Annotated in this window: 29 protein-coding genes and 1 pseudogene; 9 read left to right on the forward strand and 21 right to left on the reverse strand. The window is 41.1% G+C overall.

Going from position 1 to position 26,267, the window contains the following annotated elements:
- Positions 1–362: 362 nt before the first annotated feature.
- From FILTAD_RS15745 to FILTAD_RS02480, 4 genes are all read right to left on the reverse strand, one after another.
- Positions 363–518: a hypothetical protein gene (locus tag FILTAD_RS15745; protein WP_160117548.1), complete on the reverse strand. Its 156-nt coding sequence runs from the start codon at positions 516–518 to the stop codon at positions 363–365.
- A complete protein-coding gene (locus FILTAD_RS02470; RefSeq protein ID WP_124068930.1) occupies positions 515–991 on the reverse strand; it encodes a hypothetical protein in 477 nt (158 codons plus the stop codon). Before FILTAD_RS02470 ends, FILTAD_RS15745 begins: the two co-directional genes overlap by 4 nt.
- Before the next feature lie 43 nt (positions 992–1,034).
- Entirely contained in the window at positions 1,035–1,688 is a 654-nt protein-coding gene (locus FILTAD_RS02475; RefSeq protein ID WP_160117549.1) for a pentapeptide repeat-containing protein, read from the reverse strand.
- 132 nt (positions 1,689–1,820) lie between these two features.
- Positions 1,821–2,687: a methyltransferase domain-containing protein gene (locus tag FILTAD_RS02480; RefSeq protein ID WP_124068932.1), complete on the reverse strand. Its 867-nt coding sequence runs from the start codon at positions 2,685–2,687 to the stop codon at positions 1,821–1,823.
- Positions 2,688–3,000: 313 nt separating this feature from the next.
- Between FILTAD_RS02480 and FILTAD_RS02485 the strand changes: the two genes are divergently transcribed.
- Positions 3,001–4,125, forward strand: a complete 1,125-nt coding sequence (locus tag FILTAD_RS02485) for a CAP domain-containing protein (RefSeq protein WP_124068933.1) — start codon at positions 3,001–3,003, stop codon at positions 4,123–4,125.
- A 71-nt stretch (positions 4,126–4,196) separates the two neighbouring features.
- Positions 4,197–4,358, forward strand: a complete 162-nt coding sequence (locus tag FILTAD_RS15750; protein ID WP_160117550.1) for a hypothetical protein — start codon at positions 4,197–4,199, stop codon at positions 4,356–4,358.
- Between the two features lie 15 nt (positions 4,359–4,373).
- Here the strand turns inward: FILTAD_RS15750 and FILTAD_RS02490 are convergent, their stop codons facing one another.
- Positions 4,374–4,928, reverse strand: a complete 555-nt coding sequence (locus tag FILTAD_RS02490; RefSeq protein WP_238988122.1) for a superoxide dismutase family protein — start codon at positions 4,926–4,928, stop codon at positions 4,374–4,376.
- 143 nt (positions 4,929–5,071) lie between these two features.
- Positions 5,072–5,755, reverse strand: coding sequence for a phosphoribosylaminoimidazolesuccinocarboxamide synthase (locus FILTAD_RS02495; protein WP_124068934.1), 684 nt, complete (start codon positions 5,753–5,755; stop codon positions 5,072–5,074).
- Positions 5,756–6,098: 343 nt separating this feature from the next.
- On the opposite strand from FILTAD_RS02495, the gene FILTAD_RS02500 reads away from it, so the two are divergent.
- The 4 genes and pseudogenes from FILTAD_RS02500 to FILTAD_RS02515 all read left to right on the forward strand — a co-directional run bounded on the left by FILTAD_RS02500 (position 6,099) and on the right by FILTAD_RS02515 (position 8,299).
- A complete protein-coding gene (locus tag FILTAD_RS02500; protein WP_124068935.1) occupies positions 6,099–6,329 on the forward strand; it encodes a hypothetical protein in 231 nt (76 codons plus the stop codon).
- Positions 6,299–6,709 (forward strand): annotated as a pseudogene (locus tag FILTAD_RS02505) (heavy metal translocating P-type ATPase); the annotation flags it as partial. The gene FILTAD_RS02500 and the pseudogene FILTAD_RS02505, both read left to right, overlap by 31 nt.
- A gap of 12 nt (positions 6,710–6,721) precedes the next feature.
- Positions 6,722–7,429, forward strand: a complete 708-nt coding sequence (locus FILTAD_RS02510) for a Crp/Fnr family transcriptional regulator (RefSeq protein ID WP_124068936.1) — start codon at positions 6,722–6,724, stop codon at positions 7,427–7,429.
- A gap of 150 nt (positions 7,430–7,579) precedes the next feature.
- Entirely contained in the window at positions 7,580–8,299 is a 720-nt protein-coding gene (locus tag FILTAD_RS02515; protein WP_124068937.1) for a YebC/PmpR family DNA-binding transcriptional regulator, read from the forward strand.
- A gap of 55 nt (positions 8,300–8,354) precedes the next feature.
- Here the strand turns inward: FILTAD_RS02515 and FILTAD_RS02520 are convergent, their stop codons facing one another.
- From FILTAD_RS02520 to FILTAD_RS02580, 13 genes are all read right to left on the reverse strand, one after another.
- Positions 8,355–9,425 (reverse strand): toxic anion resistance protein, encoded by a 1,071-nt coding sequence (locus FILTAD_RS02520; protein ID WP_124068938.1) that lies wholly within the window; start codon positions 9,423–9,425, stop codon positions 8,355–8,357.
- Between the two features lie 5 nt (positions 9,426–9,430).
- Complete coding sequence (locus FILTAD_RS02525) at positions 9,431–11,059, reverse strand: YceG family protein (protein WP_238988123.1); 1,629 nt, start codon at positions 11,057–11,059, stop codon at positions 9,431–9,433.
- 75 nt (positions 11,060–11,134) lie between these two features.
- Positions 11,135–11,938, reverse strand: a complete 804-nt coding sequence (locus FILTAD_RS02530; protein WP_124068939.1) for an HAD family hydrolase — start codon at positions 11,936–11,938, stop codon at positions 11,135–11,137.
- The gene (locus FILTAD_RS02535) at positions 11,935–13,050 is read right to left on the reverse strand and encodes a cysteine protease StiP family protein (protein WP_124068940.1); all 1,116 of its coding nucleotides are present in this window, start codon (positions 13,048–13,050) and stop codon (positions 11,935–11,937) included. The genes FILTAD_RS02530 and FILTAD_RS02535 overlap by 4 nt, the downstream gene beginning before the upstream one ends.
- A gap of 13 nt (positions 13,051–13,063) precedes the next feature.
- Positions 13,064–14,440: a phosphoribosyltransferase family protein gene (locus FILTAD_RS02540; RefSeq protein ID WP_160117551.1), complete on the reverse strand. Its 1,377-nt coding sequence runs from the start codon at positions 14,438–14,440 to the stop codon at positions 13,064–13,066.
- Positions 14,391–15,581 (reverse strand): HpcH/HpaI aldolase/citrate lyase family protein, encoded by a 1,191-nt coding sequence (locus FILTAD_RS02545; protein ID WP_124068942.1) that lies wholly within the window; start codon positions 15,579–15,581, stop codon positions 14,391–14,393. The genes FILTAD_RS02540 and FILTAD_RS02545 overlap by 50 nt, the downstream gene beginning before the upstream one ends.
- A gap of 66 nt (positions 15,582–15,647) precedes the next feature.
- Positions 15,648–16,406: a TerC family protein gene (locus tag FILTAD_RS02550; RefSeq protein ID WP_124068943.1), complete on the reverse strand. Its 759-nt coding sequence runs from the start codon at positions 16,404–16,406 to the stop codon at positions 15,648–15,650.
- 62 nt (positions 16,407–16,468) lie between these two features.
- Complete coding sequence (locus FILTAD_RS02555) at positions 16,469–17,047, reverse strand: TerD family protein (RefSeq protein ID WP_124068944.1); 579 nt, start codon at positions 17,045–17,047, stop codon at positions 16,469–16,471.
- Between the two features lie 60 nt (positions 17,048–17,107).
- Entirely contained in the window at positions 17,108–17,686 is a 579-nt protein-coding gene (locus FILTAD_RS02560; RefSeq protein WP_124068945.1) for a TerD family protein, read from the reverse strand.
- Positions 17,687–17,745: 59 nt separating this feature from the next.
- Positions 17,746–18,357, reverse strand: a complete 612-nt coding sequence (locus tag FILTAD_RS02565) for a TerD family protein (RefSeq protein WP_124069016.1) — start codon at positions 18,355–18,357, stop codon at positions 17,746–17,748.
- A gap of 315 nt (positions 18,358–18,672) precedes the next feature.
- Positions 18,673–19,203: a GrpB family protein gene (locus tag FILTAD_RS02570; protein ID WP_124068946.1), complete on the reverse strand. Its 531-nt coding sequence runs from the start codon at positions 19,201–19,203 to the stop codon at positions 18,673–18,675.
- Positions 19,204–19,414: 211 nt separating this feature from the next.
- Complete coding sequence (locus tag FILTAD_RS02575) at positions 19,415–20,611, reverse strand: class I SAM-dependent rRNA methyltransferase (protein ID WP_124068947.1); 1,197 nt, start codon at positions 20,609–20,611, stop codon at positions 19,415–19,417.
- A 202-nt stretch (positions 20,612–20,813) separates the two neighbouring features.
- Positions 20,814–21,410 (reverse strand): hypothetical protein, encoded by a 597-nt coding sequence (locus FILTAD_RS02580; protein WP_203229633.1) that lies wholly within the window; start codon positions 21,408–21,410, stop codon positions 20,814–20,816.
- A 362-nt stretch (positions 21,411–21,772) separates the two neighbouring features.
- On the opposite strand from FILTAD_RS02580, the gene FILTAD_RS02585 reads away from it, so the two are divergent.
- From FILTAD_RS02585 to FILTAD_RS02595, 3 genes are read left to right on the forward strand one after another with little or no spacing between them, the layout of a single operon-like run.
- The gene (locus FILTAD_RS02585; RefSeq protein WP_124068948.1) at positions 21,773–22,516 is read left to right on the forward strand and encodes a metal ABC transporter ATP-binding protein; all 744 of its coding nucleotides are present in this window, start codon (positions 21,773–21,775) and stop codon (positions 22,514–22,516) included.
- Complete coding sequence (locus FILTAD_RS02590; RefSeq protein WP_124068949.1) at positions 22,516–23,376, forward strand: metal ABC transporter permease; 861 nt, start codon at positions 22,516–22,518, stop codon at positions 23,374–23,376. Before FILTAD_RS02585 ends, FILTAD_RS02590 begins: the two co-directional genes overlap by 1 nt.
- Positions 23,377–23,435: 59 nt before the next feature.
- Complete coding sequence (locus FILTAD_RS02595) at positions 23,436–24,380, forward strand: metal ABC transporter solute-binding protein, Zn/Mn family (RefSeq protein WP_427854271.1); 945 nt, start codon at positions 23,436–23,438, stop codon at positions 24,378–24,380.
- Between the two features lie 211 nt (positions 24,381–24,591).
- Here FILTAD_RS02595 and FILTAD_RS02600 read toward each other — a convergent pair whose 3' ends face one another.
- Both FILTAD_RS02600 and FILTAD_RS02605 read right to left on the reverse strand, forming a co-directional pair.
- The gene (locus FILTAD_RS02600; protein ID WP_124068951.1) at positions 24,592–25,419 is read right to left on the reverse strand and encodes an undecaprenyl-diphosphate phosphatase; all 828 of its coding nucleotides are present in this window, start codon (positions 25,417–25,419) and stop codon (positions 24,592–24,594) included.
- Between the two features lie 7 nt (positions 25,420–25,426).
- Positions 25,427–26,038, reverse strand: a complete 612-nt coding sequence (locus FILTAD_RS02605) for a DedA family protein (protein ID WP_124068952.1) — start codon at positions 26,036–26,038, stop codon at positions 25,427–25,429.
- Positions 26,039–26,267 lie beyond the last annotated feature (229 nt).

Consider the following 26,267-nt stretch of genomic DNA (forward strand, 5'->3'; position numbering starts at 1 on the left):
TGGATTGATCGCTTCGGCGGCATGTTTGAGCGCGCGGGCCGTGGATTGATCGCTTCGGCGGCATGTTTGAGCGCGCGGGCCGTGGATTGATCGCTTCGGCGGCATGTTTGAGCGCGCGGGCCGTGGATTGATCGCTTCGGAGGCATGTTTGAGCGCGCGGGCCGTGGATTGATCGCTTCGGAGGCATGTTTGAGCGCGCGGGCCGTGGATTGATCGCTTCGGCGGCATGTTTGAGCGCGCAGAGACGCTTTAGGATCACTCCATCTCCAATTTCAAAACATCCCCACTTTTTTCATCGCACAAAAAAGGATTGCCCTGAAGTCGCTGCGTTTCCAACTTGTAGGACAATCCTTTTCTATGCGTCAATTGATATCGCTTTCGCTTACCCATTCAACGACGGGTTCCATTCCATTTTCATTAATGCTTTTATTAAACGTGGCTGTCATCGTAAAGTAAATGGCTATAATAATCGCGATTGTAACTACAACAATGGCTACTACAAGTATTTTCCCCTTCATTCACCGTCACGCTCACCTTTTACGAAGATGAATCGCTCTTCTTTCAAATAAGCAATCGCTTCGGAATAGTCGCCAAAACTGTCTTCTAAGTTTGCACCGTGATACAAATTCCAAGCTCCGTACTCTTCCACAAGCAGAAGTTCTTCATTGTCGCTATTCACCCATTTCTGTTCAACAGGTAGTTTTTGTTCTTCACCTTCAGAAAGCGCCTGGATGGAATCGGTGATTGTATTACGTAGCTCTTCTTCTGATGCCTCACGGATGTTCACGAGTCCACGTTCATCTGCATCATAGCCCGGAATGCCCGCAACATAGATGAAGCCGTTGCCATTTGGGTGAAGATGCTGCACAACGACTGTTTTATCGAAAAGACTTTCTTCGTAATGGTAATTGACCCGTTTCAAGGACACTTCTTTTCGTGTTAGTTCGGGAAATGATTCGATAACTGCCTGCTTTTGTTCAAATGTCAACATATATGTTCACTCTTTTCCACTCTATTTTCATTTAAGTATACCATCATTCTTCTTTCACGGATAATCCAAGGACACGAGCAAATCCGATTGCCTGGTCTGTTGACACAATACAGCCCGCAATTTTAGGAAGTGTCACTTCAATCCGATCATATGTACTTTCCGATAAATCGACACCATTCAGTTCAGTTTCCATGAAATTAATATTGTCCATCTTACATAATTTGAACCGCACACCCTTAAATGTACATTCATAAAACTCGCTGTCTGTTAAATTACACGTACTGAATTCGACTTCCTTCATTCGCGAAAAACTGAAATTCATATACCTTCCATCACACTCACTAACTAACGTATGTCCCATGCTCGAGTTTGCAAAGTCTGTTCCCGTTAATTTAGAATTCACAATTTCACATCTATGGAATGTTGCATTTTGGAGATTGGCATTTGAGAAATCACATGTATCGAAACGAACGTCAACGAATTCTGCACTCTTCAAATCACTTCCGGCAAATGATACGTCTTTGAATAAACAATCGTCAAACGAAAGCCTACCTCCCTCTTCACCGACTAAAAGCCCAGCTTCGAAACGGACCCTTTCAACATACCCTTCGCTTTTCCAAATATCATCTATCCGCATCAATTCATGTTCCGCAGATAATTTAGGTTTTTGACGCTTATCCGTAGCCTTTTTTACCACTTTAAATTCCTCCATTCATTTGGTTTTCCATTCTGTAATGATTACAATCAAAATAACGACCGCAATTGCGACAATGTAAAACCAGCTCGGTATACTACTGATCCCACCAAACATCGTTATTCACCCCTTTTGCTACTCCACTCTTTTCACACCTGAGATAATTGTGAAATCAACCGTAATCTCGGGAATATCCATCCTAAGTACTTCTTCTATCTTTTCAGGACTAGTCCCCCATGTGAGCGGCGTCATTCGAATAAGTGGTGCCAGTAGTCCTTTAGGCAGCTCGAAACAATATGTAATGCGCTCCGTTTGAACCTCGTCGAAATGTTCAGCAAACCTGCCTACAGGATTAGAGTCTTCTTTTTGCTCCTTACCTTCATAAAATATATCCCTGAGCTCTTTTAAATAGCCGCTTTCAGGAACAGCTTTTTGTATCAGCTTACCGGGTTTCAGAAGGCGCGTGAACTCTGCATAGTTTGCCGGTGACAAGATGTTGAGGATGGCATCGAATTGTTCGTCTGCAAATGGGCAATTCGCAAGGTCCGCTACGGTCCAAATGGTGCCCGGATACATTTTTGAAGCCGCTGCAACACCTTCTTTTGCCAAGTCAATGCCAACGCCCGTTACACCCGTTAATTGCGATAAAATCGATGACAAATGCGTGCCTTCCCCACACCCCGCATCCAGTACGACTGATTGTTCACCCTTCCCTAGACGAACAGCTAAACGATGTGTCATGAAATCAAGAACAGGTTTGAAAAATCCACTTGCCATGACAGTTTTTCTAGCCTCGAAAAGCGATTTATCGTATTTCGTCACATGAGCCTGTGGTGCTAAATTGACATAGCCGTTTTTCGATAAATCGAATGAATGGTTGTTCAAACAGAAAAGCGCTGAACTGTTGAACATTTCCATTCCAGCTGCACAATTCGGACATCTGAATAGATGTGCATGCGCCTCCATAAGTTGTGCGTTTATTTCTTTCCTCGATAAAGTCATAGTTATTAAACTCCGATCGTCAGTTGTCCTATCAGTATACCGTTTTTCATAAGGTAGTGAAACGGTATCATCTCAGCCTAGTAGGGTTTATCACCGACTAAGCGTGGGTTATCACCGGCTCGACGGGGTTTATCACCGCCGTGGGGTGGGTTATCACCGGCTCATTCTTTTATCACCGACTCAAACCGGGTTATCACCGCCTGTAACTATATACCTCCAAAAAACCTACAAAGACACGAATGGGCATCGATTTGCTTCGTACTGTATTCAACGACCATCAAAAGGTTACAATAGACGAAAGGAGGCGATTTTCGTGAAACGATTTTTCCTATTCATTCTATTCATTGCCATACTTTATAGCGTCAAACCATTTTGGGAAGAACCGGTCTCGAAATACGTCGACATCTCTTTTCTTGAACCCGTCGATGCCAAAATCGATTCCATGATGAGTATAGAAACATTATCCACAGCAATCCGCTATATTAGTGATACTGCAGATAAGGCAGTTCATCTTCTTTCCTCTCGCCTGGAAGAGGTAGAACCTGCTGAAGAGATTGTGAAACCTATTTTGAAGAAACCCGTAAAGACGCAACTTTCCATCCACAATATCGAGCTTGGTAGTCCAGAAGAGAAAGTGACAGCTGAACTAGGTGTTGCGAAAAGCCATTCAAAGAATGAGTATGGCACAGAGTGGTATACGTACCATGAAGGCTATCACAATTTTGTTATGATTTCGTTCGACGATAAACGAAGGGTGAATGCGATTTACACGAATGATGATTTAATCTCTTCGAAATCAGGCATCCGCTACGGATCAACTAAGTCTACAGTGCGCGAAACGTTCGGCGAACCAATCAAGGAGATTCGCAAAGGCTTGAATATCTATGTCCTTCAAGAAAGTGAAGGCTTCGATGTGTTCAAAAATGGAGATACGTATACATACGTCTATTATGATCTGCATCAAGACAAAACGGTTACGGCAATTCAACTTATCGCTGCCTCACTTGAACAGAAAAAGCCCGGTATCTACGCTAGTGGCGATGCAGCGTTACGAAACGGCTTCGAGCAACAGCTTTTTGACCTTACAAATGCAGCACGTGTCCGCCATGGACTGAACTTCCTCAAGTGGGACGGAATTGTCTCGGACACAGCCCGTAAGCATAGTACCGATATGGCTGTTAACGATTATTTCAATCATGAAAACAAGCAAGGGAAATCCCCGTTCGATAGGATGGAAGATGACGGCATCAAATTCCGCGGCGCCGGCGAGAATCTTGCATATGGCCAATCGAGTAGCATCTTTGCTCATGAAGGCTTGATGAACTCTGCAGGTCACCGTGAAAACATTTTATTGGACAAATATAGCCATCTTGGTACTGGCGTGGCGTTCAATGAAAAATCCCAACCATTTTATACGGAAAACTTTCTGCTTAAATGATGCAGTCATTCCCACCGTGGTTAATGAATCACATTTAAGGAAACGTATACTGTAATCCGGGCGGTAGGATTTTGATGAAAGTCATCTCATTACAAGGTGCTAAACATATCAAAGTGAAAAAAGTGGTCGATGCAAAAGGTCATTTCAAAGCCAGAATCCAAAAACCAACTTTTACATTCAAACGATGTAAAAGTTGGTTTTTGAATTCAGCAAAGTTCCAGGAACTCATTTAAATAATTTACTCTCAATTACTCACGCATGATAGCTGCGCATGCAATTCGATCACCTGCATTACCTGCGGGATTTGTTTTATAATCATCCGCATTCTCATGGATGACTAGTGCACTGCCATCATCATCGAGAATGGAGTTTTCAGCGCCTGATTTCAATGTTAACTCGGCAGTCGTCAACTGGGCGGATAATTTCCCTTCCGCGTCCACCTCAATATTTGGCAGATCCCCTAAATGAAATCCTTTCGGGTTATCAAATCCATGCTCTTTTTGTTTGGGATTGAAGTGACCTCCGGCAGACTTGAAATCCGGTGGCTTACAGACGCCTGTTTCATGAATATGAACGGCTTTAATACCTGGCGTAAATCCTTCAGCGTCAATCGTGATTGTCACGCCGTCCTTCGCTTCAACAAAACTTACTTCGCCAATCGATTCCCCTTCTGTATTCACGATGGGCGCTTCAACACTTTTTACATTTTCCCCACTTACCGGAACCTTAGCGTCTTTCTTCACACATCCCCCTGCAATCACAAGTGCAGATAGCATGATGGATAATCCGATCTTATGCTTCAAATCAATTCCTCCTCAGAATACTCTTCTTTAGGAGGATGGCTTTAATCTGTGCTTTTATGTAAGGAAACTTGATTTCATGAAATAAATAAATAAAAATGGCTGTTGACCCTATTTATAAAGAGGTCAACAGCCGTTTTTATCAGTTATGCAAAGATCCGTTTTTCAAGATCCATCGGTGTAATGTATGTACCATTTTTATACACACGCATATTTCCACCTGAAATTTCATCGATAAGCATAACTTCACCCGTTACGCTATCACGTCCGAATTCAAGTTTGATGTCATAAAGTTCAAGGTCTTTTGCAGCCAATTCTTCTTTAACGACGTTCGAGATTTCTTTCGTTACTGTTTTAAGCGTGTCATATTCTGTATTTGTTAAAATATCAAGTAATGCGAGTGCATCTTTTGATATCGGCGGATCTAACCGTTCGTCGTCTTTAATCGTCACTTCGACAAACGCGTCCAAAGGCTGTCCCTCTTCGCAATACGCACCATATCTACGTAGAAAACTACCGACTGCACGGAATCTGCAAATGACTTCGAGCCCTTTACCAAAGACAGTAGCTGATTTTACTGTCATCGTTGATGCTTCAATATCAGCAGCGACATAATGAGTTGGAATTCCTTTTTCAGCAAACTTCTCGAAAAAGAACTTCGTCATTCGGAGACCCGCTTGTCCTGCGCCTTCAATTGTAAGTCCTACAGTATTCGCCCCCGGATCGAAAACACCGTCTTCTCCGGTTACATCATCTTTGAATTTCAGAAGTACGTTGTTACCTTCTGCTTTGTAAACATCTTTTGTCTTGCCTTTATAAATAAGTTCCATGCGTCTGTTCCTTTCTATAAGGGGATAAAGCGAAACTTCAATCAGTGGGGGGTTCTTATCCCCCGCTGATTGTTAGTTAAGCCATTCGGGCTTTTACGGGCAGTTGACCCCCCACTTATTCTTCTTGTTTCCTTGAAGACTTGAAGTTGGGGGTCTTACTGCCCGTTAATGCGGGATAAACGTACTTCCTTAGTATAAGCGACTATTGCCGTAAGAAAAAGAATTAATATCTTATCTTCTCTTTCCCTTCCCGTTACCAGGTTCATAGCTTCCGTTTTCAAGGTTTTTTTTGATGGATATCAAGGTCCCCCCAACGGAACGCCTTATGTTATAGACAGAAGGAATGAAGGAAGGAAGAAACAACAACATAAACCCTAGCCATATCCGCTATAAATTGGAAGATAAAGAACATGAAAAAGCAGAAGTTATCAAGGGCAACGGCATCCGTGCTAAAATTAAAGAAAAAGAATTTGCCATCGGAAACCGTAAGCTAATGGCTACCGAAGGGATTGTCATATGGGATGTCGTTGATGACTATGCTATAAAAAACTACAAGCAGCGGGTCACCGCGTAGCAATGGCCGGGGACGGTATTAATGATGCCCCTGCAATTGCTACAGCCGATATCGGTCTTGCTATGGGAGAAGGCGGTACGGACGTCTCTATGGAAACTGCCGATGTCGTTCTTATGGCAGACCGCTTGGAGCAATTCGCACACGCCTACTCCCTTGCAAAAACTACAATCCGCAATATGAAATAGAATACATTTTTTGCAGTCGGAACAGTCATCCTTCTTCTGACCGGTGTACTTGTGGGAAAGATATTTCTTGCCTCAGGTATGCTCGTCCATGAATTGAGTGTACTTATTGTCATTCTGAATGAAATCAGATTAGTACGCTATGCAAAAAAGAGTAAGAATAAGAAGCAACCTGAACCGGTACTACTAACAGAATGAGGTGTAATTGAAATGACAAGCGAAAAAAGTTGTGATCATCATACTGAAGGTACAATGGGCATGCGGAAACACTGTATTTCCATCGTTCCAATCTTCAACCATCTAACGCCGGCTGAAATGGAGGAAATCGTCAAGGCGACACATTCCGTCTCCTATAAACGCAATCATACGATTTACCATGCCGGTGACAAATCGGACGGTTTATATATTGTTCATAAAGGTCGCGTAAAAGTTTACCGCCTGTCCGACAACGGCAAAGAGCAACTCGTCCGTATATTGGAGCCTGGTAATTTCACAGGAGAACTTTCTTTATTCAACGAAACTGTTCATGATGCTTATGCAGAAGCAATGGAACCTATTGAATTATGCGTCATGGACCGCGAAAGTTTCCAACAATTTTTATTGAAATATCCTGCTGTCTCACTGAAAGTGCTTGGAGAATTCTCCAATCGACTTGCAAAAACGGAGCAACAAGCGGCCAACATTGCGATGGAAACGGTGGAGACGCGCGTTGCCATGTACCTTGCCGATCAAGTTGAAGAACAAAAAATGACTACAATTGTTTTACCGATGACACGAAAAGACCTCGCTTCCCATCTGGGCACAACACCGGAAACGATTAGCCGCAAACTAGCTGATTTTGAAGATGCAGGCTGGATTAACCAAACAACGCAACGTAAAATTGAAATAGCCGATTTGGATGCACTGCTGTTAGCCTGACTGCGAAAAGCGTCCGCCGACAACGGATTCAATGGCATTCTATGCCCCGACATATCCAGTTCTCAACCATTCCCACTTGTCATCATTCATATAATGGATGTATAATAGTTCGACTAACTCTATGCTTATACGGAAAGAGAGTGATATATAATGGGACGCAAATGGAATAACATTAAAGAGAAGAAAGCTTCCAGAGATGGCGAAACAAGCCGTATCTATGCGAAGTTCGGCCGTGAAATTTATGTGGTTGCAAAACAAGGGGAACCCGATCCCGAATTGAATCAAGCCTTAAAAGTCGTCGTGGAACGCGCCAAGACATATAGTGTGCCAAGAGCAATCATTGACCGTGCAATCGAAAAAGCGAAAGGCGGTTCTGAGGAAAATTACGATGAGCTTCGCTATGAAGGTTTTGGACCGAACGGATCGATGGTCATTGTCGACACACTGACGAACAATGTTAACCGTACCGCTTCGGAAGTACGTGCTGCATTCGGTAAAAATGGTGGGAATATGGGCGTCAGCGGATCTGTTTCTTATATGTTCGATGCCACTGCTGTTTTTGGTCTTGAAGGGAAAACAGCTGATGAGGTATTGGAACTTCTAATGGAAGCAGACGTCGAAGTTCGGGATATTTTAGAAGAAGAAGATACGGTCATCGTCTATGCTGAACCAGATCAGTTCCATGCCGTACAAGAGGCATTCAAAACAGTGGGCATTACAGAATTTACAATTGCGGAACTCACAATGCTCGCGCAAAACGAATTACCTATACCTGCCGATGCACAGATACAATTCGAAAAAATGATTGATGCTTTGGAAGACTTGGAAGACGTCCAACAAGTTTATCACAACGTTGAACTTAGTGAATAATCGCTATAAGTAAAAGGAGAATCCATCATGATGGATTCTCCTTTTTTGAGCGTATTTATTTACCATGATTTTTCATTGTATCCTGCAATTGTGCAATTCGTTTCATGCCGTCTTCTCTCGCACGTTTGTTTTCATCTTCAATGGCTCTTGTTTCGTCAAGCCCTTTTACAATTGTACTCCAGCTCTCTTCAATCGTTTCAATTTTAATACTTGGACCACCCGCAAGACGTGCAATATCCACACTCTGATTTGCGATATTCTGGGAGTTTTTCAAGAGCATTTCATTCGTCCGCTTATCAAGTTCACTCATTGAGTCCGCAACTAATTTCTGACGTTTAGCAGCGACAGCTTGAATAATCCCGTTTTTGAAAATTGGAATCGTCGTAATGAAGGCTGAATTAATCTTCCCGATCAGTTTCGTATTCCCGCGTTGTAAAAGTCGAAGTTGCGGTGCCGTTTGTAATGCAACCATTCTTGCCATTTCTAGATCATAAACCCGTTCTTCAAGCGATTGAACTGAGTTGTTCAATGTATCCAATTCCATTTGCGCCAGTTGATCGCCACCCGCTGCACGCTGTTGAAGTGCGGGGACCAACTCTTTCATTTCTTCCACTTTAACCTGGCCTGCTACAACATACTTTTCAAGCGCCATATAATAATTGTAGTTTTGTTCATACATTTCATCCATATTATTGGTTGAGCGCACCATTTCATCCTGATACTTCGAGATTTCGATATGAATCTTTTCGATTTCCTTACCAATCGTTTGATACTTCCCAAAAACTTTTTCAATCATTTTTTCGCCACGATTAAATAACCTGCCAATGAAACCCTTAGGCTCGTCAAAATCATTTTTGTCGAACTTATCCATTGTTTTGCCAAGTTGTCTCAACATCACGCTTGAATCGGTGACACTTGAAGACTGCATTGAAGCAAGTATCCGATCCGAAAAAGTTGAAATTTCAACAGCAGGTTCTTTCCCAAACTCCAAAAGTCCCGTCTGATTTCTTGTATCGATTGACCGAACCAAATTTTGAACTTCCGGGTCATTTCGTAATTGAACCCGCATCGCTTCAGCCTTATTTTCAGTTAACAATTCAACCTCATAATTTTTTGTATCTTCCATACCCATCAATCCCTCCCATTAAAAAGCCTATTTAAAAAACTACTTACTATCGGTATATCTTTTCTCCGCTCTTGAAATGAATAATCGAATACCATATCGTCAAGCATGTGATGATCAAAATACTTTTTGTCAATATACATTTCCAAGTCATTATGACCTGGCGGATTATATAAAACGATATCCAATCCGAACTCATTCAATAATAACAGCAACGCTGCATCGGCTTTTGATAGCACACCATTCTTTTCAGTATTGTATAAAACCACTTTTGGAACGTCTTGTGAATAGTCAAATGTTTGCATGATATTAAGTAGCTCTACTGGAATGGCTGTCGCCTGGGTAAACAAGTATAACTGTATATGCTCCTTGCTTTCCCCCGGTTGTGCCTTCATTTTCGGATTGGCACACATCCGTGCAATTGCTGTTGCAATCCCTTTTTGTACACCATCATGAAGTTGGCCGTACTGCCACCAGTTGCCCTTCATCATTTTTTCAGAATCCAATCGCCCATCACTACCAAGTGCATGTTGATAATGAAATTGGTTATTCGCCTTTATATCTTGCGTGTATGGAAAATTGTTCACCGTTACACAGTTCGAATGACCTGTTAAACCGTGCAGTTTATCCCAATACTCTTTTCGATTAGTAGAAACGCCTGAAACTTTGGCAAATAGCGAGGGGATGCTCACTTCCTCTGCGGTGGATGAAAAATTCGGGCGGATAAACGCTTTCTCTTTTGCCAGTAAAAAGATTTCGTCATACGTTGTTTTCAATGTGACTGAAACAGGTAAATGATTTCGGAACTGCCATGGTTTATAAAACGCTGATCCCTCGTGATGCAGTACATGATCAATTTCTTTTGAGGCTCTATACGCAACTGTCCCTTGCCGCTTCGGTTCTTCTTTCGGAAAAGGCTGGATTTTCATCGTGGACGGGTATTTCACTGAAACCGTCCATTTGTTTTCCGGATCAATTTCCTTAAAGTCATCTTTTCCTTCGGGATGAAGAACAACAACATCTATCCCTAATACTATCAAATAAAATAAAAAGTATTCCTGGCTTTTGTTCATATCTCCGTACCAAATTACATGTGGAATATCTTCAGTAATCGGTGTTTCATTTACCCATTTATCCAAATGGTTCCACGTCCATTTAATCATATCCAGGAAAACACGTCTGAATTCGGGGTGATTAAATGCGCCTGTATGTTTTTTTTGAAACAACCCGAACACTTCAATGAGCGCCGCCCGAATAAGCCTATTAAAATCTGGGTCCTGGTTATACCTCGGCAGTAACTGTTCTCCCTCTAAAAAAGCAACAAAGCGGTTAATGGATAGATTAGGCTTTTCCTGTATAAGGTCGTAAATTCGTTGAATAGATTGAAACCGTTCTGAAGTTATTTTTTTATCCAGTGATTCAGATAACACATGCACTCCAGGCGCTTGGCCAGCCTTATAAAGTGCAAGCAGGTACTCTGTTTCATCAAATCCAGTTCCGGTAATACGAGCTGCAACACGACTGTATTGCACATTATCAGTTTCTAACTGGTAATTCGGACGAGCGCTAATTGGTTTGACCAGTTCAGTCATCCAATTTGTATAATCAATCGTCATGAGCATCGGTTTTCTTATCAACTACGCTCCCCCCCTTTTACAAACGTTTTCACTTCGGTGCCAGTCGCTGCCGCAATTTGAAGGGTACAAATGGTGTCAGTAAATGGCACCGGGTGTATGGCGCTTTAAAAGAACCGTTTCCAGGATTTCTTCCGCTGCCAGTATACCTTCTTTTTGCGTCAATCCTAGATGGCTATTTTCTACAGCCGCTTCCCCATGCCGCGGAATAATCCCAAACGTTGCCTGCTCGATTAAACAAAGATCAAGATTAGAATCCCCCGCTGTATATACCGTCTTCTTTCCTTCTTTCTCAGAAAGATAGTGAACTGCATCCCACTTGTTTATAAAAGATGGAATAAAATATACTTTCCTGCCTTGCTTAGAAAAAAACCAACCATGATCGGCAGCCCACACTGCATACTTCCGCATCAGCTCTTCCGGAGCATGCTCTGGCTTTATGATTAAGTAAATAAAGAATGAATCTACTATACGAATCGCTTTTAGCCACGATCCATTTGCCGTCTCTTCTATTTTACGTTTAACGTCTTCCACTGATAATGCACTTCTGCTTACTTCTTTACTAATATAGTCCTGCCAATCAAAATCTATTTCTCCATTTTTCAGCACAACTCCGCCATTGGTTGTAATTGCATAAGTAGGACGTATTTCTTCATGGAAAAGACTAATTCGGTTATACTGCTCTTCTGTTCTTGTGGTGACAGGGACAAACATCATCTCATCAGCCACTTCTCGTAGAAGTTTGATTGCTTTCTCAGTCATGAACGTAATTTCTCTATCATCAAATATTTCAATATTGCGAACTGGAAAGTCCCATTCAGACCCGCCGTAAGACCTGTATGAATAAATAAGCGTCGAGTCCAAATCACTTGCAAATATCATATATCATTCTCCAATGGCTTAATAAGTCCACAGCAAGTATATGTCATTTGTTCATATTCCTCCACCGGAACACCCCTTTCATTTGCAAGCTGGAAGATGTGTCCTAGGTCAGGGTTATTCAGGTCTTTAACAAGAATCTTCCAAGGCAATCGCCTTAACAGGACACGGGTCGTTTCTCCGACACCCGGCTTGACAAAATTGATATTCTCAATTCCAAAGTGTTCCTGGATTAAGGAAACTGTCTTTAATCCGATCCAGGTAGGGGTTGTGTCTATTTGCTGTAATGACTGTTTCGCTTCCTGAATGAACGGGGCTGCAGCTTTAAATTCATTTTCAATCACACCAATAAAATGATTCGATACGTCTTTCTCACACAGTTCCGAGTATACTTTGGCGCCATGGAAATCCGTTTCGTCAATCCAAAGATCGTTTAAAACTGTGCGGCTGACTAGGCCCGACACCGTTGAATTTAAGCAAGCGCTTGGAATTAGAAAGTCTTCTCGGGTTCCGAATAATGATGAACAATACCCAGGATCCGCTAATACTGCAAGTTCATCATCCAAAGTAATGCCATGCTTTTCCTTAATGGAATGAACGGATTTCGTCAACTCTTTAGAGATTGCACCTTTTCCTGTCCATCCATCTACAAAAACGACTCTTTTGTCAGGATGCTTACGAGCTATATACATCATCGCGTTTTCATCGATGCCACGTCCACGAATAATTGATACACTGTAGTGGGGTACATCGAGTTCGTACTCTTCTTTTACATAGCGCTTAATCAGAATACCGACCGGTGTACCTCCCCTTGCAAGTGAAACAAGTACAATCCCGGTCCCTTTCCTTTCAACGATTAGTTCTGACACTGTCCCAATAGCCGTTGCCACTTTTCTCTTATATGTATGAAGCGACTCATGAAACAATTTCAAGTACGCTTCAGTCGGTTCATATTCAACAGGGAGCATCTCTGAATAATGAGTACCACTTTGAATGGCTTGCTCTCTTACATCCAAGCTACGTTCAAGGCTTGCTTCAGATAAATCCTTCAATAAAAAGATGACATCTTTAGGTGAATAACTGCCCGTAACCGTTTTCATTTTACGGTCTACCATTCAACCACTCCTTTCAAGTAAAATCTACAATGTGGATGACAGGCAATCCATTAAACTGTTGCAACATAGGAGCTAGTCTTGAATCGTCAATCGGACGCTCAAAAAATAGAAATACCTCATCATATTGTTCGTCTGCAACGTTGTACGCATAATTCATAATGGAGGGATCATCGGGGCTGTCAAAAGAAAACCGGCTTTTCACTGGATATCCTTTTTCGTCTATCGGAAAAATAGGGCTTCTTGTCGTTGAATGATACCAAATGCCCTCACCCATATATGTAGCTGTTTTCATTGGAATGTGCATGAATTCTCCGGTCCCAAGACATAGTGTCTTCTTCCCTTTACGATGCGTTTTCAAATAGGCCCCCGCACGCTGGCAATACGCTTCAATGTCTTTTCTATTATTTGAAGAGATTCCAAATCTTCCTGTCAAAGCTGAATAGGAGGAATTATTTTCAACTCCTGAAGAGTCCATAGATGAAAACGTATAGTCTGAAATAGAAGCAGGTAGAGAATGTAAATTAATTCTATTAAAATCAGGCGTTTTGAAAGCGGCTTGTTCGTCTTTCCCGGCCTCTTCGGGTAATGCGGGTACTCCATTGACCTGAATTACACCTGCTAATAAAGAAAAAGTGTTTATCGTAACATTGTTTGTTTCTTCAAACTCACGCAAACGCAAACGGTCCTCTTCACTTCTCCAATCTAAAAGTGATAAAACAGTATACTCTTTGCGCGGAAATCGTTTTTGAATGGACGCAATAATATTCAACGCCGTTTTCCCTGTTGTAATTTCGTCATCTACAAGGCAAATCGGTCGTTCATGATCCAATAAGTGTTCCGGTGCATAACAGCGCTGATCGGTCGCATGAGAATGTTCTTCTTCAAAATACAAAGTGACTTCTTTATCCACAAGCATTTCCCTTGTCGAATGAATATAGGTCGCATCCGTAAAACAGTCGAAAACACCATGGCCCAGTGCCGTCGCTGTTTCTGCAAAACCAATAAAAATTACTGGCTCTCCCAATTCATAATTCATCTTTTGAATTACGGAGTTCGCAGTTTGTAAAGTCTCTTTTGAACCCTCTTTTAACGCATCGATGAGCAACTTTTTTTCATTCGATTGTTCCGATGTCTTTCCTTCGTAGTAAATGGTAGCTAAAAGTGCAGCTGCAACCAACGGCATTTCTGGATGCAAGGGAATATGTTTTCCCAACACTTTACTTACAAATAAAAATGAACGTTTTTTGTTAATCCGCGCAGCCATTTCATACAGTGAGTTAGGAGGTAGCCCAAATGGATTGTGATTGATTTTCACATCCACTGTCATGGATTCACCAACATTATGTGTAAATTGGCTCGGACAACAAATCGATGAATGTGCAGTCTTCATGGTACACCCCATATATTTCCGACTTAATCAATACTTTTTTAGCCCAGTTTAGATGCGGCTTAATTTCATTCATTTTGTTTTGGAATTCACTTTTAAATACACCTTTTTCCCCTGTTGCTTGCTTAACGATGCTGAGCGCATCCACGTATTCCTCTTTCGTGACAACAAGCAATGCTTGTACGGGCAAAAGATGCGATGGGTGAATAATTGTTTTTCCGACTAGGCCGTTCGCTTTATCCAACAATGTTTCTTGAATCAATCCATCAAAGTCTTTACGGATTAATTCTTTTCTCAATAGAAGTCCTTCACTGCCCTGATGCTCATGGAATAAAGTTTGACGAAGTTGCGGTTTTAAAATTCGATCATTCGAAGGGAAGTGTTCCCAAACTGGACCTGAAATGACGTAGCCACCCGGCTCTCTGCCAAATATATTTACGATGTCGGTAATCAGTTCACGCACAATCGAAATTTCATACACCGTTGTTTCGCTATCCCGTCTTAATCCATACAGTCCACATAAGTCAGTGGCACCTACCCTGATGTTCAAAATGAGGTCGCTGTATTTGTCCACAGCATTTTTCAGAAAAAGTAGCTCTTCCATCCTTGTTTCTTTATAAAGAACATGTGGTGATTCAAGAATCGGCATGCCGTATATAATGGACTGTGCACGTTCATTAATTGAACGTAGTATAGATAAGTAACCATCCGCATTGTCTGAAGAAAACTTTGGAAACACAAATCCTACTAGATTTTCTAGCGAATCACCAAGTCGTTCGGCCATAGTTGCCATCTGTTCAGCGCTTCTCACTCTAACAAAAATAAGCGGGGTCGTTTCTTCCGTTAGCTGTCCATCATGTATCGCAGCACTTATTTGTTGCATATGAATAACTAGCTGATTTTCCGCTTGTGCTACTTCCAGATCCCCTACAGCATCTTCCAAACAGATAACAAGCGTTACAAGTTCCTTAAACTTTTTTGTAATCACCAAATTAGCAATATCCAATCTTGTAGCAGGCATATACAGTACAGCCCCCAGGCTATGAGCCAGTAGCTTTTTATCTATTTGTTTTGTAATCATTCTTGGTTGCTGAAAAAACACATCTTCTCTATGCTTTGCGGGTAAGTCGTTAAAATACCTCATTCTATTCACCTTCTTACGCTTGATTTAGAGTAAATAAAAAAGAAGGACAAAGCCTTCTTTTTTAAATTATAAAGTTGCTTTACGCTTATTTATGTTATGGATGATAAATGTTGCAATGAACGTAACGATCAGAATGCCGAAGAATACATAGTGGTGGACCTCGAAACCAACTACGCCTAATGCCATCTTCACGGCAATCAAGGCAATCAGTACATAAGCAGTTGTTTCAAGTTCAGGCACTTTTTCGATTAACTTCAAGAACACGCCTGCAATTCCACGCATCATTAATACACCGAGCATTCCACCGAGTAGAAGTATCCAAATCTCTTCGCTGACGCCGAAAGCTGCAAGAACACTGTCAATCGAGAATGCGATATCCATGATTTCAACAGCAGCAACGGTCCCCCAAAACGTACCGAACATACGAATCAGGATACCTTTCGCCTTAATATCTTCTACTTCATCTTCCGTGTCGTTGCCCTTTCTTTTCTCCATAAAGTATTGAATGGATAACCAAGCGAGATAAGCCGCGCCAAGTATTTTCACCCACCATAACTTAATCAAGAAGACGCCGACACCAATTGCTATAAAACGGAAAGCATAAGCACCAATCAATCCATAGAATAATGCCTTTTTCTGCTGTTTAACTGGTAACGGTTTAACCATTACAGCTAAAACAAGTGCATTATCAGCCGATAACAGGCCCTCTAGAATGACAAGTGTACCGATTAACCCCCAACTGACTGGATCCGTTAATACTGTTACCCACATATCCCAATCAAAGAAGGCGGCGTAGGTATCTATTATCCCGTTAATAATTTCCATTAGTTCCTCCTGTTTTAATGCAGGGCAAAAAGGCTTTAACCCCTTTTGTCAATCTGTAAAGTTTATACCTCTAAGCCGTAATTTCGGCAAAGCGCTCCAAGACCACCGGAAAACCCGCTACCGATTGCATTGAACTTCCAATCGTTCCCGTGTTTGTAGAGCTCACAAAATACGACGGCTGTCTCAATAGAAAAGTCTTCTCCTAAGTCGAAACGGATAAGCTCTTCTCCAGTTGCTTCGTCCTTCAAGCGAACAAATGCATTTGATACTTGCCCGAAGTTCTGACTTCTAGCATCTGCATCATGAATGGTTACTGTAATACCAATCCGATCAACGTATGCAGGGATTTTGGAAAAATCAACGACAACTTGCTCATCATCTCCATCCCCTTCTCCCGTACGGTTATCCCCCGTATGTACAAGAGCACCACTTGGATGTTCAAGATTGTTATAAAAAATAAAGTCATGGTCATTTTGGCAACGGTTGCTTGCATCGACAAGGAATGCTGATGCATCAAGGTCGAACCCTTGCCCACCTGAATACTTATTGGTATCCCAACCAAGTCCGATGACCCCTCTTACAAGACCCGGGTTTGTTTTTGTCAAATCCACTTTTTGCCCTTTTGATAATGTAATCGCCATATGGATCACTCCCCCATTTCAATGATAAAAACAGCGCTTTTGAAGATTTTATTTAACTGGTTAGGCCTGTAGTCCGTAATCTTTTACAAGTGATGCAAGACCGCCTTGATAACCACTACCGATTGCATTGAACTTCCATTCGCCACCATGTCTGTAGAGTTCTCCGACAACGACTGCCGTTTCAATCGAGAAGTCTTCTCCCAGATCGTAACGGATTAGTTCTTCGCCAGTTGCATCGTTTACTATACGTACAAAACTATTGGATACTTGACCAAAGTTCTGATTGCGCGATTCCGCATCATGAATTGTAATTGCAAAATTGATTTTCTCAATTGATTGTGGCACGTTTGAAAGATTGATTTTAACCTGCTCATCGTCTCCATCACCATCACCAGTTAAATTATCACCCGTGTGAACGATGGAACCGTTGCCGCCTTCAAGGTTATTAAAGAAGATAAAGTCTTTTTCGCTTTCGCATTTTCCTGTAGCACCTAATAAGAAGATAGACGAATCAAGGTCAAAGTCTTGACCGCCGTCGTATTTATTCGTATCCCATCCAAGTCCAACTGTAATATTTGTTAACCCCGGATTTGATTTTGTTAAGTCCACTTTTTGTCCTTTGCTTAATGAAATAGCCATGATACATTACCTCTTCCTGTTTTTTATTTGCCCCACTATAGTAGTTCCATTTTGTTCGATTAAGAGTAGCGTTTTACCATTTCAGACAAACCAGCGTCAGACGACCCCGAACCAACAGCCCCGAACTTCCACTCGTTGCCGTGACGATAAATTTCAGCAACTGTCAAGCTTGTTGAACCTGCATAATTTTCCGATAAGCTAAATTTCAATAATTCCTCGTTATTCGATGAATTCATTACACGAATAAATGCATTCTCAACTTGGCCAAAATCCTGTTTTCGTTTAACACAGTCATAAATATTAACTACGAAAACCATCTTATTAATATTTGTCGGTACTTTTTTCAGGTCAATAAGCACTTGCTCATCATCACCGTCGCCATCCCCTGTGGTATTATCACCTGTATGCGTAACACTTCCACATTTACTTTTCAAATTACCAAAGTAGATTAAATTAGATTTATCTACAAACTTATCATCCTGAAGCATAATAACTGAAGCGTCAATATCCATATTTGAACCGCCAGCGCCGCCGCCGCCGCCTAATAATCCGCGTAATCCGCTGGCCTTTTTCACAACTGGATCCCAACCAAGACCTACGATAATTTTCTCCAGTCCTGGGTGGCCTTTAGTCAAATCAATTTTCTGTCCTTTTTGCAATACGATTGCCAAATCCATCACTCCTTCATTTTTTATCAAGAATAATTACTTTTTTGCGTTAAATGCTATCATTTAATACTTTACTACACATGAAACCAGACTACAAAAATAACGTAGGTTACTGACAACTATTCATTTTTTTGTTTTTTGTTTTGTTGCTAGATAAATACCTATACAGTACGAACAAAAGTTTATGTCATCTTATATTTACGTTTTATCCCTATAAAAGGTTTCAACTATTTATTCCCTCATTCCCCTTAAATTCTTCAAAAACGTTCTTCTGGATAATCGGGGATATAATTTTCCTTTTCTTTTTTAAATCGCATTTCATTCACCTCTTTGAAGAAAAATATCGTCGACGAATTTCTTTTTCCGGTCTGCATAGGCACGTTCATCAGCGGGAAATTCTTCCGCCAATTCTTTCTTCAGTATTTCATATTGTTTTGCCGATTCAGGGTTTTTGTTCAAATAATCTCTAAAAAAAGTATGCTGGTGCCACCAATCCCCATCGTATTCGACTACATGAAGAACATGCGTCTTCGTTAACACTTCTAAATTAGAGAACTTGGCAAACACTTTTTTTCCTTCTATTTGGACACGTCCCAAGTGGTAATAATTCGCCGCTTTCAGCTTGTGCTTATCAAATTTCTGCACATCTTCCATAGACCTGACGCCGATGACAATATCGAGAAGCGGTTTCGCCACAATGCCATCAATCGCCGTACTTCCTATATGTTGAATATCCACCACATGCTCACCAATTAGTGTGTTCAGCAATTCTTTTTCGTCGATAAAAGCCTTTTTCCATTCACTTGTGTGTGGTACCAAGTGAACGTCCCCTTTGTTAAGCCCTAGCATTTGCTCACCCCTCAAAAGTTGAAAATCCTACTGCAATGCAACAAAACCCCTTTCCATACTATTCGCCAATCGGAGGCTTATTCCCTTTCGGAATATTTTTAATTTGTAGGCGCAGTATCGGTTTCGAATGGAGTTATAAGTTTAAATCTTTTAATGATATACAAAAAAACCGCGCCATATAAATGCCAGCACGGCTTTTTGTAATCAATGCTTATTTCAATTTTTGAATAATAACGACCTTCAAGTAGTTAAATTCAGGGAAATCACGGTTCGTCCGGAAATCTTTCGGAAGCGATGACTCCTCTAGGATTTTAAACTTAGAGCCTGCATCTGCAAAACCTTGTTCAATGAACGTTTTGAATTTCTTCATGCTGAAACTCGCATTGTTCGTAGACGCAACGATAATACCGTTTTTCTCAGTGATTGCAATCGTGTCAGCAATGAGTGCTGGATAATCTTTCGCAGTACTAAATGTGTATTTCTTCGTACGTGCAAAACTTGGTGGATCCAAAACAACTAAATCGAACTTCAATTCATGTCGCTTCGCATAGCGGAAATATTCGAAAACGTCCATCACTTTAATATCTTGTTGTTCATAGTCAATACCGTTCACACTGAACTGTTCGATAGTCTTCGCAAGGCTTCGTTTGGCCAAGTCGACACTCGTTGTTTTCGTAGCACCACCAAGGGCCGCAGCAACAGAAAATGCGCCTGTATAAGAAAATGTATTCAAGACATTTTTTCCATCTACATACTTATCGCGGATTGCTTTACGAATATCCCGCTGATCAAGGAAAATACCCGTCATCGCTCCGTCATTCAAGTTAACCGCGAAATTCATGCCATTCTCTCTTACGATGATAGGAAAGTCACCTTGCTCGCCCTTTACGAAATCATCCTGGTCAATGTATTGACCTTTTGTATCAAACCGTTTTTTCTCGTAAACCCCTTTGTATTCAACAAGTTTATCAAGCGCGCCATATACATGATGCTTAAGTGAATAAATCCCCTCACTATACCAGCTCACCATGTAGTAGCCATCAAAGTAATCGATTGTCAATCCACCGATACCGTCGCCTTCGCCGTTAAACACACGAAATGCGTTTGTATCAAGGTCTTCAAACTGTGTTTCACGTCTTGCAAATGCCGCATCAATTCTCGATGCAAAAAAGTCGAAATCAATTTCTTCGTCTTCTTTGCGTGTCAAAACCCAACCAATTCCTTTGTTTTGAAGACCATGGTAGCCTTTTGCAACAAACTTTCTATCGCGGTCGATTAAACGGACGATAGTTCCTTCCTTTGTCAACACGTCGGAATTAATGATTGCATCTTTTAAGATGAGCGGGTAACCTCTCTTGAAATCAGCTATATTTTTTGCATTCACCTGTAAATCAATTGTTTTTGTCATTTTGTCATCCTTACTTCGTCTTTTTCTTTATTATCGCACGTTTACAAAACCGGTGCCAGTTACTGACACCATTTGCGCCTTTCAATTGTGGCAGCAACTGGCACCGATTATGAATAAGCAGGGAAAGAAAAGCAATCAACCTAAATAAGGCGATTGCTCTATTCCTAGTCTTTCCTTTATAAATAAAAAGTATTTCGTATAATTAGGCCAATAATTTCGATGCAAAACTCTTTAACTTATTTATTCCCACCGGTTTCCGCTCTTGATTTCCTCTTACTTTGTGTAAATAAGACCTTAAATCACCTTCATACACTGGATTCAAACACGGTACATTTGTGAAATGATGCGGTTGTACAAAGTTCGGCTTAATAGAAAACATTGGTACTCCGCCTTCATTAACAATTGTTGCAACAAATTGAGAACAGAAAAAAGCACGATCGCGTTGAATTCTGATATTGAAAGCAATACCAAATAGACCAATGAAATTATATCTATACTGCTCTTTATTCTGCTCAATAAGACGGATTGTATGACGCATCTTGTCGTACTGTTCATCAGTTACAGCACAACTGAAAATTAGGCAATCCGCACCTCGGAATATTCCCTCTACAGCATTTTCCCTTACAAAGCCACCGACTAACGGATTGTATCTTTGCTTTCTTCCAAAGCTATACATTTCGTTCAAATGCTCGTCAAAAGCAATCGATGCATGATTCAAGTCTTTACGTGTGTACATGCCGATTGCTTTAGACAGTAATGTCCCAGTATCCGTCAATACAATATAAATTGTTTTTCCCATTGCACCCAACCCCTTGCGAATCTCTACTATCCATTATGTACGACCTGGCAAATAATCTAAACCGCCCGTGGATGGAAATTGTCTAAGACCCGAGACCTAGAGGCAGACGGATATTTTTGACAGCCTTACTAATTGGTTTCTCTCTATACTCATTATACGCATAAACACGCCTTGAAGTTTCATTTATTTTAGATAGTTCGGTTACCGAAGAAAGAAAATGCATTTACCTCTTAGCCGAAGACATTATATCTTTCTATTTACAAAAATAAATATTTGTTCTATACTTAAAAAAAGTTGCACAAGGGAAACTTTACAGCATAAGCTATGTTTACAGTCAAATACTCATTAAGAAGGTGGAATGGTTGGAAAACTCTTTATCTGTACGCAATTTACGCGTTTCGTATTATGGCATACAAGCGCTGGATGATATAAGCTTCTCAACTGAAAGTGGAAAGTTAATTGGCATCATCGGACCAAATGGGGCGGGTAAGTCCACATTGATGAAAGCCATTTTGGGATTGATCTCCAAAGATGCAGGAGAGGTTTCATTCAACGATATGACATTGAAACAAATCCGAAAAAACATTGCATACGTGCCACAGAGAGCCGTTATTGATTGGGACTTCCCGATTACAGTTCTGGATACAGTACTACTCGGAACGTATCCAAGCCTTGGTTTTTTCCATAGGCCCAAAAAGAGCGATAAGGAACTGGCTTATAATTGCTTGGAAAAGGTTGGAATGCAGGAGTTTAGCAAGCGACAAATCGGAGAATTATCAGGCGGTCAGCAACAACGTATTTTTCTTGCACGTGCACTTGCTCAAAAAGCAGATCTATTCTTTCTGGATGAACCTTTTGTAGGGATTGACGTTTCCAGTGAAGAAGTAATCATCCGTATATTAAAAGAGCTCCGTGATGATGGTAAAACGGTATTTGTTGTCCATCATGACCTTTCAAAAGTAACAGATTACTTCGATGACCTCATATTGATGAATAAAGAACTAATCAAATTCGGGCCAGTAAAGCAGGTACTCCAACCTGAACTGATGAAAAAAGCTTATAATGCACAATTCTCCCTATTGGATTCCATGGGGGTCATTATCTGATGAACTTCATAAACGACTTGTTAACTTATGAGTTTTTGCAAAAAGCCTTATTCACTTCTGTCATGGTTGGAATCATTTGTGGTGTTATTGGATGTTTTATCGTTTTACGTGGCATGGCACTTATGGGAGACGCAATTTCTCACGCAGTGCTTCCCGGTGTTGCTTTGTCCTATATGTTCGGCATCAATTTCTTTTATGGTGCAGTTGTTACGGGGATGTTAACGGCATTGGGAATTGGCTATATCAATCAAAATAGCCGGATTAAAAGTGACTCATCGATTGGGATTGTTTTTTCATCCGCATTCGCATTAGGGATAATTTTAATAGCAAAGGCCCATACAAGTACGGACCTGAATAGTATCCTGTTTGGAAACGTGCTTGCAGTACGATCTTCTGACATGTGGACAACGTTAATCATCGGAGCAATCGTCCTCCTTGTCGTCATTCTTTTTTATAAAGAATTGCTAATCAGTACATTCGACCCAACGATGTCAGCCGCTTATGGATTGCCAAACCGGTTAATCCATTATGTCATCATGATACTACTAACGATGGTAACGGTCGCTTCATTGCAAACCGTGGGTATCATTCTTGTTGTTGCAATGCTGATTACACCGGCATCCACGGCATACTTATTGACGAACCGGTTGTCGGTGATGATTGTATTATCCGCCATCTTCGGTGCTGTATCCGCAGTAATCGGGTTATATATCAGTTTTCTATATAACTTATCTTCTGGTGCAGTGATTGTTTTAGTAACGACTGCGTTTTTCGCACTCGCATTCATCTTCGGACCAAAGCAAGGAATCCTATGGCGGGCGATACGCGTTCGCAGAAATAAATCTACAGTTCAATCGTAAAAATAATGCTAGTTGAATAAACATATTATTTTAAGATAGAAAAGGAGAGAGAAGGTAACATGATAAAAAAACTAATGAAAGTTACTATTATAGCCGCGATAGCCGTTCTTTTATTAGCGGCCTGCGGAAATGGTGATAAAGGAGAAACGGGAAAATCTGATTCGGGGAAAATTAAAGTGGTCGCTACATTTTCAATCTTGTACGATATTGCCACCCAAGTCGGCGGTGACCTAGTGGAAGTTCATAGCATGGTACCCATTGGAACAGCCCCCCATGAATACGATCCACTACCTGAAGACATTAAAAAAGCAACCGATGCAGATATCCTATTCTATAACGGGCTCAACTTAGAAGGCGGAGAAAATGGCTGGTTCTTCAAGCTTATTAATACTGTTAACGCAGACAAAGAAAAAGTATTCGAATTGATGGAAGGCGTAGAACCTAAATACATCACCACGGATGACGGTACGAGTGAAAAAGTAAATCCACATGCATTCCTGGACCCAGTCATCGGCATTAAAATGACTGAAAATGCACGTGACGCTTTCATTAAAATCGATCCGGATAATAAAGAGACGTATGAAAAAAATGCAGAATCTCTTTTAAATGAACTGTATGAAGTGGATGAAGAATATAAAACAAAAATAGACGAAATCCCGAAAGAAAAACGCATTCTTATAACAAGTGAACGTGCGTATCAATACATGGCGCAACGATACGGCTTAAAAGAAGGCTTCATTTGGGATATCGATACAGAAGAACAGGGAACGCCTAGCCAAATTACAAGTTTGGTCAAATTCATAAACTCGAATAACGTACCCGTCCTCTTCGTCGAATCGAACGTCGATCCACGCCCGATGGAAACAGTCTCCCGAGAAACAGGTGTTAAAATAGACGCGGAACTATTCTCCGACGAACTCGGTAAACCAGGAGAAGAAGGCGATACACTCGTCAAGTTTTTAAGGTACAACATCGAAAGGATTCATGAAGGACTGATGAAATAAGAAAAGCGACAGCACCTGTGTCAGGGGCGACAGGCATAAGACAGAACGGAAATGCGGCGTCCTTTGCCGAATAGCCGGGCTGACTTATGACCCCGAGCCCCTAGGCGATGGAGCTAGACAATAAGAAAAGCGACAGCGCCTGTGTCAGGGGCGACGGACAAAAATAGAAAAAACGGCTACCGCAAAGTGATTGCAGTAGCCGTTTTCCTATTTACATGAAGACAACAATCGCTAATACCACCGCTAATAATATTCTATAAATCGCGAACGGTACCAATTTGACACGTGAAATGAGCTTCAAGAAAAATTTGATAGAGATGAGCGCGAAAACAAATGCACTGATGAAACCAACAATATAAAAAGATAGATCATCCATCGAAAGTTCTTCCCAATTCTTCATAACCGATACAAGACTTGCACCCGCCATAATCGGCACAGCCATGATGAATGTAAAATCTGCCGCCGTCTTATGATTCATTCCGAATAGGACACCGCCCGAAATTGTAGCACCGGAACGTGAAAACCCTGGCCATAATGACAGACACTGGACAAGCCCAACCGATAATGCCTGTTTATATGTAATTTGGTCCAATGATTGCACTTTTGGTTTCTTCGGCGCAAACTTGTCGGCTATAATCATAAGGATTGCTCCAGCTACAAGCGCGAAGATCACCGTTTCTACATTTGACAGCTTTTCGTCGATGAAGTCTTTAAGCGCAAATCCGATAACGACTGCTGGTAACATTCCAACAATAACATGCAAAAGATTGAAGCTTGACTTCGTTTTGTTGCCTTCCATTTTGTACAGGCCCACTAAACTAAATAGACGTTTCCAAAATACAATAACAACAGCTAGTATCGAACCTAATTGAATAACAATTTTAAATGTGAATGCCGAACGATCCCCGAGAAACTGGGTAGTCTTCAACCACATATCATCTACTATAATGAGATGGCCTGTGGAAGATACAGGTGCAAATTCCGTCATTCCTTCAACAAATCCTAATATTAATGCTTTGATCAAATCAAATAGTTCCATAAGTCATTTACGCTCTCTTTCTGCGGAATTGGATGTACCAAATGACCGCGGCAATTCCAATCAATCCTATTATGGCATATGCAACATCCGAATAGATATCCATATACTGGACAATCCGTCCCCAATTATCACCAACCGCCGCACCAACTGTAACGAGCACCGCATTCCAGATCAAGCTTCCAAGTACTGTAAGTAAAATAAATAGCGGAAAGTTCATTTTTGACATACCTGCTGGAATTGAAATAAGACTACGGATAAGCGGGACAAGGCGGCAGAAAAAAACTGTCCATGGACCGTATTTATCAAACCACGCATCTGCACGGTGGATATCTTTCCGCGAAAGACGTAAAATCCAACCCCACCGATCAACAATTCTTTCAAGTCGCTTTACATCGATTAACATGCCAAGACTATACAAAACCATCGCTCCGATAACCGATCCGGCAGTTGCTGCAACAATAACGCCCATGCGGGTCATACCCGAATATGTCGTCATAAATCCGCCGAATGTCAAAATGACTTCAGACGGAATAGGAGGGAAAATATTTTCAATCATAATTAACAAAAACACACCAAAATAGCCGAACTGGCTCATGAAGTCAGTTATCCAATTTTCCAAGTGACGCCCCCTGCATATTTACTTTACTAAAAACGGAATATAAGTGCAATCCGTTATTAGTAGGATAATAGACGTTTCAGTATGCGATCAGGTTCATTTCATTTCCTATTCTTATAATATGAAGAAAATATGCCGGATATGATTTTGCTCTGTATCAATTCAGTGCATGTAAACCTCTTTAACGGCCTGTGGATACTTTTCATTCATAGCTACCTTCACCTGTTGATTG

Origin of the sequence: Filibacter tadaridae (assembly GCF_900609045.1) — a bacterium.
In the GTDB taxonomy this organism is placed as follows: domain Bacteria; phylum Bacillota; class Bacilli; order Bacillales_A; family Planococcaceae; genus Sporosarcina; species Sporosarcina tadaridae.

What these genes read in the sequence shown, in the direction of transcription:
- FILTAD_RS02545 (WP_124068942.1), bottom strand. Translation starts at nt 15,581, where the DNA reads ATGAGGTATTTTAACGACTTACCCGCAAAGCATAGAGAAGATGTGTTT.
- FILTAD_RS02555 (WP_124068944.1), bottom strand. Translation starts at nt 17,047, where the DNA reads ATGGCGATTACATTATCAAAAGGGCAAAAAGTGGATTTGACAAAAACA.
- FILTAD_RS02470 (WP_124068930.1), bottom strand. Translation starts at nt 991, where the DNA reads ATGTTGACATTTGAACAAAAGCAGGCAGTTATCGAATCATTTCCCGAA.
- FILTAD_RS02595 (WP_427854271.1), top strand. Translation starts at nt 23,436, where the DNA reads ATGATAAAAAAACTAATGAAAGTTACTATTATAGCCGCGATAGCCGTT.
- FILTAD_RS02575 (WP_124068947.1), bottom strand. Translation starts at nt 20,611, where the DNA reads ATGACAAAAACAATTGATTTACAGGTGAATGCAAAAAATATAGCTGAT.
- FILTAD_RS02550 (WP_124068943.1), bottom strand. Translation starts at nt 16,406, where the DNA reads ATGGAAATTATTAACGGGATAATAGATACCTACGCCGCCTTCTTTGAT.
- FILTAD_RS15745 (WP_160117548.1), bottom strand. Translation starts at nt 518, where the DNA reads ATGAAGGGGAAAATACTTGTAGTAGCCATTGTTGTAGTTACAATCGCG.
- FILTAD_RS02515 (WP_124068937.1), top strand. Translation starts at nt 7,580, where the DNA reads ATGGGACGCAAATGGAATAACATTAAAGAGAAGAAAGCTTCCAGAGAT.
- FILTAD_RS02510 (WP_124068936.1), top strand. Translation starts at nt 6,722, where the DNA reads ATGACAAGCGAAAAAAGTTGTGATCATCATACTGAAGGTACAATGGGC.
- FILTAD_RS02495 (WP_124068934.1), bottom strand. Translation starts at nt 5,755, where the DNA reads ATGGAACTTATTTATAAAGGCAAGACAAAAGATGTTTACAAAGCAGAA.
- FILTAD_RS02540 (WP_160117551.1), bottom strand. Translation starts at nt 14,440, where the DNA reads ATGAAGACTGCACATTCATCGATTTGTTGTCCGAGCCAATTTACACAT.
- FILTAD_RS02570 (WP_124068946.1), bottom strand. Translation starts at nt 19,203, where the DNA reads ATGCTAGGGCTTAACAAAGGGGACGTTCACTTGGTACCACACACAAGT.
- FILTAD_RS02520 (WP_124068938.1), bottom strand. Translation starts at nt 9,425, where the DNA reads ATGGAAGATACAAAAAATTATGAGGTTGAATTGTTAACTGAAAATAAG.
- FILTAD_RS02530 (WP_124068939.1), bottom strand. Translation starts at nt 11,938, where the DNA reads ATGATATTTGCAAGTGATTTGGACTCGACGCTTATTTATTCATACAGG.
- FILTAD_RS02480 (WP_124068932.1), bottom strand. Translation starts at nt 2,687, where the DNA reads ATGACTTTATCGAGGAAAGAAATAAACGCACAACTTATGGAGGCGCAT.
- FILTAD_RS02535 (WP_124068940.1), bottom strand. Translation starts at nt 13,050, where the DNA reads ATGGTAGACCGTAAAATGAAAACGGTTACGGGCAGTTATTCACCTAAA.
- FILTAD_RS02600 (WP_124068951.1), bottom strand. Translation starts at nt 25,419, where the DNA reads ATGGAACTATTTGATTTGATCAAAGCATTAATATTAGGATTTGTTGAA.
- FILTAD_RS02580 (WP_203229633.1), bottom strand. Translation starts at nt 21,410, where the DNA reads ATGGGAAAAACAATTTATATTGTATTGACGGATACTGGGACATTACTG.
- FILTAD_RS02560 (WP_124068945.1), bottom strand. Translation starts at nt 17,686, where the DNA reads ATGGCTATTTCATTAAGCAAAGGACAAAAAGTGGACTTAACAAAATCA.
- FILTAD_RS02590 (WP_124068949.1), top strand. Translation starts at nt 22,516, where the DNA reads ATGAACTTCATAAACGACTTGTTAACTTATGAGTTTTTGCAAAAAGCC.
- FILTAD_RS02500 (WP_124068935.1), top strand. Translation starts at nt 6,099, where the DNA reads ATGAAGGAAGGAAGAAACAACAACATAAACCCTAGCCATATCCGCTAT.